Origin of the sequence: Micromonospora phytophila (assembly GCF_023656545.1) — a bacterium.
GTDB lineage: Bacteria > Actinomycetota > Actinomycetes > Mycobacteriales > Micromonosporaceae > Micromonospora > Micromonospora phytophila.
In genome coordinates this window covers 1-7322 of record NZ_JAMOKF010000279.1, presented here as the reverse complement: position 1 = coordinate 7322, position 7322 = coordinate 1, and the positions used below count along the sequence as shown (strand labels likewise).

Genomic DNA, 7322 nt, shown 5'->3' with positions numbered 1-7322 from the left:
GCTGACCCAGCCCCCCGAGTACGAGCTGACCGACTCCGGGCGCGGGCTGGCCGTGACGGTGCTGCGGTCGATCGGGATGCTGTCGCGCAACCGGCACGCCCTGCGCGACGAGCCCGCCGGCCCGCAGCTGCCCACCCCACAGGCGCAGTGCCGCGGCGAGCGGACCGTCGAACTGGCGGTGCTGCCGTTCCGGGGCGAGTGGCACGCGGCGGGGGTGGCCGAGGCGGCCGAGGCTTACCGGCACGAGCTGCTGGCCTTCTCCGGTACGGGGCAGCCGTCTGTCGCGCTGCCGGGCCCCGCCACCGGGCTGACCGTGGCCGGTGCGGGGGTGGCGCTCACCAGTGTTCGGGACAGGCACGGCCGGGTCGAGGTGCGGGTGGTGGCCGAGGCCCCGACCGACACCAGCGCGGTCATCGGAGCCGGGCGGGGTGTGCGGGGGGCGTGGCGGGCCGACCTGATGGGCCGGCCGGGCGACCGGCTGACCGTCGACGCCGACGGTCTGGTCCGCCTGCCGTTGCGCGCCTGGGAGATCGCCACGGTGCAGCTCGACCTCGCCTGAACGGCGAGGCCGGACGCGACCTCGACGGGTGCCCCGCGCGGGGGCACATGGGCGTGCCTTGAACTCGCACCCGGCCAGGCCAGCGACATGGACGCAACCAAGGAAAACGCCACTATTGGCGTTAAAGCTTCATAACTCCTTCAATTGTCATATACTCGACAGACTCCGTCAGCGGAGCAAGACAGGACGTTCCAGAAGCTCCGGGACACCAAGCACCACCGACGCCAGGCACTGCCAGCCAGAAGGCCGTGACGCAGCGACGGTGGACGCGGGCGTCGTCCGGTGCAGTACGACGCTGGCGCGGACCAGCCGGAAACCAACAGGGCCCGGCTGAGCCGCCGCCGGCGGCAGACGGTGATTGGGGTGATCACCGCGGCCGGCACGGGCCTCGCCTCCTACGGGCCCGTGCCGGCCACCTCAACAGGGGCAGAGCGACCAGCGCGACGTCCGGTGCCGCCGAGCACCTCGCCGCCCGACCCCTGCCAGCCCATCCACTGGAAGGAGATGGTGATGTGGCACCCGCCAACATCGGCGGAGCAGGAACTGTGGAACGCCGTCGTGGCCGGCGTCCGCGCGGTCGACCATTCCGATGGCGCGGGGTTCGAGACCGCCGTGGACCGTCTGTTGCGGCTGCCGCCAGACTGGACGCACCAGGTCCTCAGGGACACCGCCGGGCTGCTGGTCGAGGAACTCGCCCCGGATGTCCTGGGTCGCTGGCCACTGCCGGCGGCGCAGGCCGACGACATTGAGGCCTGGTTGCCCAAGTTGGACCGCAAGCTGCTGGCCGCGCTGCTTTCTGGTCACCACCGTCCGCCGGCCGCGGGCGTACCCGGCGATCCGCAGAACATCCGACATGGACTGCTGCTGATCGCCTGCCTCGCGGACGCCGCGCAGGTGGGGGTGGGAGCCTTCGTCGACGTGGCGCTGGCCGCTGACAGCAGACGGCCAGTTCGACGCCCTTCCGGGTCGGTGCCACAGGCCCGCCTCGGACGCTGATCATGCACCCGGTGGCGGTCGCCCGCCGCAGCACCCGGTTCCCGGACGCCTCACGGAGGCAATGTGCGCGCCGCGGTCCGGACGTAGGTCCCGTGTCGGTCACGGCGAGGCCCAGTCGTCAGGGTGGAGCCCATGATGACGCCGTGGTCGGCGTGCGGGAAACCAACGTTGTCATGCCAGTCACCTTAACCGACAGACGGGACTAGCACCACCAAATCGGGCATAACACGCAGGAGGGGATTTCCGACGCAGGAACCGGCCGGTGGACGGCGATGAGATCGCCGACGCGGCGGTCGAGCCAGAGTCCTCGCAGCACTGGTTCTTCGACCGGCTCCGCCTCAGAGAGGTCCGGAATTCGCAAATTGCGTGACCTGGGCGCCATGCACGTGAACTGCTCAGGGCGCGATGCCGAACGGGCCCATCCTCCCGTAGTCCAGGCGCAGGGCCTCTGCCATGGCCCAAGCGTTCGGCAGGGTGAACACGTCGGCCCCGCCCAAGCGCTCCACCCACCGTGGAACGACTTCGTCGGCGGCCTGCGCGGCCACGGCGTCGAGGTAGGCCTTGAACACGGCCCAGACGTTGGCGGCGTCGACCGGGGCGAGGATCTTCTTCAGATCAACCGAGGACAGTGCCGCTTCGGTCGTGGAGCGCAGGTCGTTCATGTATTCGATCTGCATCCTCACATCGCCCGGGGTGCCGGGTCGCGTGACATGACCACCGACGAGTTTCTCGAACGGGTATTCGAGCGCCTGATCGTGAGCGTTGACGAAACCCGGAACGTTCGCGGAAACCGCGAGGTTCGAGAATGGCACCCAACCGGGAAAGATCACGTCTACGAGCATCAGGACGCGTTGCGTCGGGGCGAAGATGAAGATGTTGCCCTCGGCGTGGTTGGGGCCCTTGTAGTCGAGCTGGAGGCTGTGGTCTCCCGCGTCGATCGTCAGGGTGTCGTCGAACACGTGTGTCGGCAGAGGCCGGTTCGGATCACGGAGCAGCGCGAGCCGCTCCGCAGTGATGCGGTGGGCATAGCGCGGGACCTCCGCGGGGTAGACCGAGATCGCTCCGACGTGGTCCGAGTGCTGGTGGCTGTAGACGACGTGGGTGATGGAGCGGCTGGTTACACCGCGAATTGCCCGGAGAATGTGGTGGCCGAGGGTAGGTGGCGCGTCGATCGCGATCACGCCCTCGTCGGTGACCACGAACATCATCTGGTACATGCCCTCACTCACCCAGAAGACGCCATCGGCGATCTCCTCCACGACGTAGCCGGCCTCGGGGATCTCGGGACCTCGGGCAGCCTGAGGCACGGGGGCTTTCGGTGCCGCTCGCGCCTGCTCAGCCACGTCGGCAAAGGGGGACTCTGACACGTCTGACCTTCTTCCTCACGATCGCCATTCACCAGCTGCAGGCTTGGCAGACGGCGGACCGACCATGGGTCGCCGCGTCGTCGATCGTCGCGACAGGGATGCCCGCTTCGCAGCCGTACGGCGCGGCGCTCATCCGCACGAGGGATACCGGTGCAAGCAGCGGCCCACGTTCGACCCCTGGTGGGCCGCCTGGGTTGTGCGCGGTCAGCCCCAGCTCGATGGCTAGGGCGACCGGTAGCAGCTTGCCGCCGCGGGTGCGCAGGTCGGCGAGCTGCTCAGTGAGGGTGGGCAGCTTCTCGCCCACCAGCGGTGCTCCCGCTTCCGGCCCTCCACGGCATCACCCGACGTTTCTCGGCTATGGAACGCTCGGCCCGATACCACCAGAATGTTGGACGCGTGGCTCCCCACGACCACGCCACAACCCCGATCGGCCAGGAGCAGACCATCGACAACTCCGACGTGATCACCCTGTGGCGGCCCACCGGGCAGGCCGAACTCGACCTCGTGGCGGCGTCCCGGTGGCGGGCCTGGCCACCACGCCTGCCGGACCAGCCGATCTTCTACCCCGTGCTCAACCGCTGGTACGCCACGAAGATCGCCCGCGAGTGGAACGTCCCCGCCGAGGGTGTCGGTTACGTAACCCGGTTCGACGTCGAGCGTTCCTACCTGGACCGTTATGAGGTTCATCAAGTCGGTGGCCGCGATGTGCTGGAGTACTGGATCCCCGCCGAGGAGGTCGCCGACCTCAACGCCCACATCGTCGGCGCGATCATCGAGGAAGCCGATTACCGCGGCCCAGTGAACGACCAGGAGTTCACCGACGCCGACAAGGCCCTGGGGCAAGCTCTGCCTGCCGCCTGGCGCACCTACCTCCAAGGTGAGTCGTGGTTCCGGCGAGGCTGGATGACGACCGGAGCCTACGTCTGGCTCACCTCCCCGCGCGAGATGCTCGAGCTGCATGACGCATGGGACGACGCCACTGATACCCACCCCGGCATCGCGATCATCGGCGGTGACGGCGCCCGTGAGCAGCTCGTGCTCGATCTGCGCAGCGACCCCGCACCGGTGCTACTGGTCGACATCACAAGCAGCGGATGGGACAGCGCCATCCGGCAAGCCGACAATGTCAGCGAGCTCATCGACCGCATCGAGGCGGGCACCTTCGCGTTCGACTTCGAGGAGTAGCGACACCCGCGGGCATGATCGAACGCGCACCGCACGGCAGATCCGGATGCCGGGCGTTGGTAAAGGATGGATGATGATCGGTGGCTAGCTTGAGTGGCTGCGGTCAGCGCAGGATCGGTGGTCGTGCCGGGCCACGACGGCGTAGCAGGCCGCGAGGACGGTCGCGGTCGTCATACCGGCGCCGCCGGCACGGGTGACGGCCAGGAACACCATTCGCTGCGGTGCCACCTCCTCCGTGGCGGCCAGCGCGGCGCCGCCAGCGGCGGCGAGCCCGATGGCCGTCCAGGCCACCACCACCAGCACGCGTTCGGCCGACGGCAACTGCGCGGTCGCGGGCGACTGCGTACGCCACCATCGGACCAGCCAGACCACGACGGCGGCGGCACCGACGACGCCGCTCACGCGCTGCGCCCAGCGATAACCGGCCGTGCCGAGGTGCGACTCGGCCAGCCAGCCGATGTGCGCGGTACCCCACATCCCGTCGTGCGTGAACGAGTCCCACACCACGTGGGTCGCCGCGCCAACCACCAGCGAGACGACCACCATCGCCACACGGACAGCCGGCCGAGAACGTCGACGCGCGGGCGGGGGTAGGCGATCGCGTAGCCGGACCGGCGAGATGGCGATCAGGAAGCGAGCCAGCAACCCGTGCCACAGGGCCACTGCCGCCAAACCCAGCACCACGTCGACGCCGAGGACGCCGGCAAGCGAGTGGGTCAGCGTCGCCTCCACCGGCAGCGGCACGTAGTAAGGCAGATCAGGAACCATGCTCCCGATCACCAGGGCCGACGGCACCAGCCACGCTGACCGCGTCAGCGGCAGCACGGCCGCGACGTGACTACCGGTGAACGGCACCTCGCCTCCCTCGCTCGGATTGATCTTAGGAGCAGCCAGGCGCAGCGCGCTGGCCTCAGCCACGGGCGCCGAGAGCCGTATCCTGACGTGAACCGGGCAATATCAGACCGGTCAGGCACAGGTTCAGCGAGCGGATCAGAGAGCAATCACTGTGACTGACCCGGAGCCGGCGAGAGTGAGGTCGGTGGACAGTTTCCCGTCGAATCGGGACGGTTCGAAAGACGTGTACTTTCTGCACGCGGGGTTGCGCGGGGTGGTCAAGATACACGCAGGGTATTCGTCGAGCACGATTCGGTTCGCGTAGTCGCCGCCGTACGCGTTGGAGAACCCGGTGTAGTTCACGCGGACGTGCAGTCGGCAGGGCTGCGAGACACCGTCCGCGCGCGACAGGGCCACCAGTATCGCGGTGGCGCCTGATGCTTTGCGGGCCGCCTCGTCCAGCACCTTTACCTGCACCATGGTTGGTGTACCTGCCGATGCGGCGGCGGGCGTTTTCGGCTGGCTGAACGTCAACGGCAGCTCACCCACGAGCGTTTCCTCGCCCGATACCGGGACCACGCCTGTGGCCGGTCCCGGCAGCTTGCTGTTCGGCATGGCGGTGATCGGTGCGGTGGGCTGTACGGAGGGTGGCTTCCACGTCGATGTGGGTGTGGCCCACGCCGTCCCGCTACAGGGCAATTGTGACGACTGCGCTGACGGTGTCGCGGCTGATGGTGCTCGTGATGGCTCTGCCCACGCTGGCGCCCCCGCATCGGTGCCTGTGCAGCCGGTGACTGCCAGAGCACCGGACGACACAAGCGCCATTAACAATGTGCGCCTCGACGCCGACCGATCGAGGGGTGGTAGTCCTCGCCTGGCGGGTTTGGTAAGCGTCGGTAATCCAGGCCAAGCACTCACTGAGCATCGTCCCCTCTCGACGGTCAGAATCGGTAGATCATAAGCCATGAATCGCGGTCGGTCAGGCCGCGATTGCGCGGCAAATGCGAGGGCCACCCCGTTGGGCGGCCTTCGTGTACCTGCCGGTCCAGGCTCCGCGGTTGACGTTGCGGGCTCGACATAAGAGCCCTCGCCATCAGCGACTCTGGGTCCACTGGAGCGAGCCACCCTCGACAATCTCGGTCCGCGTCGCGTCGTCGAGCCGGTCGGCGGCGTCGGCGAGCATGGCCGCTGTCGCGGCCCAGTCCGTGTCGGCGTAGCCCTCCTCCGCCCACCACGACATGATGCAGCCGTGGCGCGCACCATCGCGGAGGTCGACCACGAGCACATCACCGGCTAGATCGGGACAGTGGCGGTGCAGAACCCGTACGAGAGTTCCCCGGCCGCTGTGGCATGTGCACCGCCCGGGCCGCAGCAATCCTGGTCGGCGAACCCCGAGAGGCTGGCGAACCCTTCGCGTACTTCGGCTGCTGGCAGCGGCAGGAAATGCGGGGGGATCGGAAACCCGGCCGGGTAGTTTGCGTCGGCGATGCCGTCCATCAGCCCCCACCAGGCGAGCAGGTCAGTTGGCCGGTGGTAGTTTCCATCGATGCCGACGAGGCTGGCTGCGCTGGAGTTGGCCGTCCGACCCGACTACGGGATGTTCGTCGTCCACGATGTGGAGGCGGACACCTACGATGCGCCGATTCCGGCGAAGGTGGGATGGTGCGGCTCCGGTCAGGGCGTGTTCAGTGTCGGCTCGGTCATCAGCCACACCTTTGCCGTGTCGGCAGTCTTCGAATGCTGGGACGCGATGCCGCCGGAGCCCGGCGGCTGGTCCGAGATCGACCGGATCGGCGTTGAGCTGCCCACCGGTCGCCTGGAAGTTTGGCAGCTGACGGGCGGGCCGGTCATGACCGGGTCGAGGACCAGGGCCGAGTTCCGCCTGCCGCGGCCGGGCCGTTGGGCGGTGCGCGCTTGCGCCGACGGGCGCGGGGAGGCGGCCACGGCGTGGCACAAGCTGTTCACCGACCACCAGGTGGGCACGGCCGGGTTCGACACGGCCGTGAACGCCATGCACGGCGTGGAGCGCTACCTGTTCCAGTTCTTTCCGCCGACCGACCGATGACGAGCGTCTCGGCACGTGCATGACCACTCACCGAGCCCGAACCGGGTCAGGTCTTCGTCGCCGTACACGTCGCACCGCCCCGCCACGGTACGGCTCGGGGCGGATGCGGCCGCCCCGCCAGCACGGGGTTTACCGGGAAGTCGAGCGTCGCGGGGCCAGGCCAGTTCAGCTGGCGGGATCGACGAGGACGCCGGGGTTGAGGATCCAGGACGGGTCGAGCGCGCCCTTGGCGGCGCGCAGCGCGAGCGCGACCGGGTCCGGACGCTGCCGGTCGTACCACGGTCGGTGGTCGCGGCCGACGGCGTGGTGGTGGGTG

Annotated in this window: 10 protein-coding genes and 1 pseudogene; 4 read left to right on the top strand and 7 right to left on the bottom strand. The window is 68.8% G+C overall.

What is annotated here, in order from left to right; all coding sequences use genetic code 11:
* A partial coding sequence (locus NCC78_RS24600) for a hypothetical protein (RefSeq protein ID WP_250797344.1) occupies positions 1-559 on the top strand: 559 nt, incomplete at its 5' end.
* Positions 560-1069: 510 nt separating this feature from the next.
* A complete protein-coding gene (locus NCC78_RS24595) occupies positions 1070-1555 on the top strand; it encodes a hypothetical protein (protein WP_250797343.1) in 486 nt (161 codons plus the stop codon).
* Between the two features lie 395 nt (positions 1556-1950).
* Here the strand turns inward: NCC78_RS24595 and NCC78_RS24590 are convergent, their stop codons facing one another.
* Positions 1951-2922 carry an MBL fold metallo-hydrolase gene (locus tag NCC78_RS24590; protein WP_250797342.1) on the bottom strand — a complete coding sequence of 324 codons (972 nt, stop codon included), beginning with the start codon at positions 2920-2922 and terminating at the stop codon, positions 1951-1953.
* A 28-nt stretch (positions 2923-2950) separates the two neighbouring features.
* A complete protein-coding gene (locus tag NCC78_RS24585) occupies positions 2951-3226 on the bottom strand; it encodes a hypothetical protein (RefSeq protein ID WP_250797340.1) in 276 nt (91 codons plus the stop codon).
* Positions 3227-3366: 140 nt separating this feature from the next.
* Between NCC78_RS24585 and NCC78_RS24580 the strand changes: the two are divergent.
* Positions 3367-3693: pseudogene (locus tag NCC78_RS24580) on the top strand (ADP-ribosylation/crystallin J1); the annotation flags it as partial.
* Between the two features lie 498 nt (positions 3694-4191).
* Here NCC78_RS24580 and NCC78_RS24575 read toward each other — a convergent pair.
* The 4 genes from NCC78_RS24575 to NCC78_RS24560 all read right to left on the bottom strand — a co-directional run bounded on the left by NCC78_RS24575 (position 4192) and on the right by NCC78_RS24560 (position 6438).
* Positions 4192-4962 (bottom strand): DUF4184 family protein, encoded by a 771-nt coding sequence (locus NCC78_RS24575; protein WP_250797336.1) that lies wholly within the window; start codon positions 4960-4962, stop codon positions 4192-4194.
* A 135-nt stretch (positions 4963-5097) separates the two neighbouring features.
* Positions 5098-5556, bottom strand: coding sequence for a hypothetical protein (locus NCC78_RS24570; protein WP_250797335.1), 459 nt, complete (start codon positions 5554-5556; stop codon positions 5098-5100).
* 478 nt (positions 5557-6034) lie between these two features.
* A complete protein-coding gene (locus NCC78_RS24565) occupies positions 6035-6181 on the bottom strand; it encodes a hypothetical protein (protein ID WP_250797333.1) in 147 nt (48 codons plus the stop codon).
* A gap of 53 nt (positions 6182-6234) precedes the next feature.
* Positions 6235-6438 (bottom strand): hypothetical protein, encoded by a 204-nt coding sequence (locus NCC78_RS24560; RefSeq protein WP_250797331.1) that lies wholly within the window; start codon positions 6436-6438, stop codon positions 6235-6237.
* A 49-nt stretch (positions 6439-6487) separates the two neighbouring features.
* Here NCC78_RS24560 and NCC78_RS24555 point away from each other — a divergent pair, with 49 nt between their 5' ends.
* Complete coding sequence (locus NCC78_RS24555; RefSeq protein ID WP_250797329.1) at positions 6488-7006, top strand: hypothetical protein; 519 nt, start codon at positions 6488-6490, stop codon at positions 7004-7006.
* Between the two features lie 165 nt (positions 7007-7171).
* On the opposite strand, the gene NCC78_RS24550 is transcribed toward NCC78_RS24555, so the two are convergent.
* A partial coding sequence (locus tag NCC78_RS24550; RefSeq protein ID WP_250797345.1) for an FAD-linked oxidase C-terminal domain-containing protein occupies positions 7172-7322 on the bottom strand: 151 nt, incomplete at its 5' end.

Coding starts and splice junctions, on each gene's coding strand:
- NCC78_RS24595 (WP_250797343.1), top strand. CDS start 1,070: ATGTGGCACCCGCCAACATCGGCGGAGCAGGAACTGTGGAACGCCGTC.
- NCC78_RS24570 (WP_250797335.1), bottom strand. CDS start 5,556: ATGCCGAACAGCAAGCTGCCGGGACCGGCCACAGGCGTGGTCCCGGTA.
- NCC78_RS24565 (WP_250797333.1), bottom strand. CDS start 6,181: ATGTCGTGGTGGGCGGAGGAGGGCTACGCCGACACGGACTGGGCCGCG.
- NCC78_RS24560 (WP_250797331.1), bottom strand. CDS start 6,438: ATGGACGGCATCGCCGACGCAAACTACCCGGCCGGGTTTCCGATCCCC.
- NCC78_RS24555 (WP_250797329.1), top strand. CDS start 6,488: ATGCCGACGAGGCTGGCTGCGCTGGAGTTGGCCGTCCGACCCGACTAC.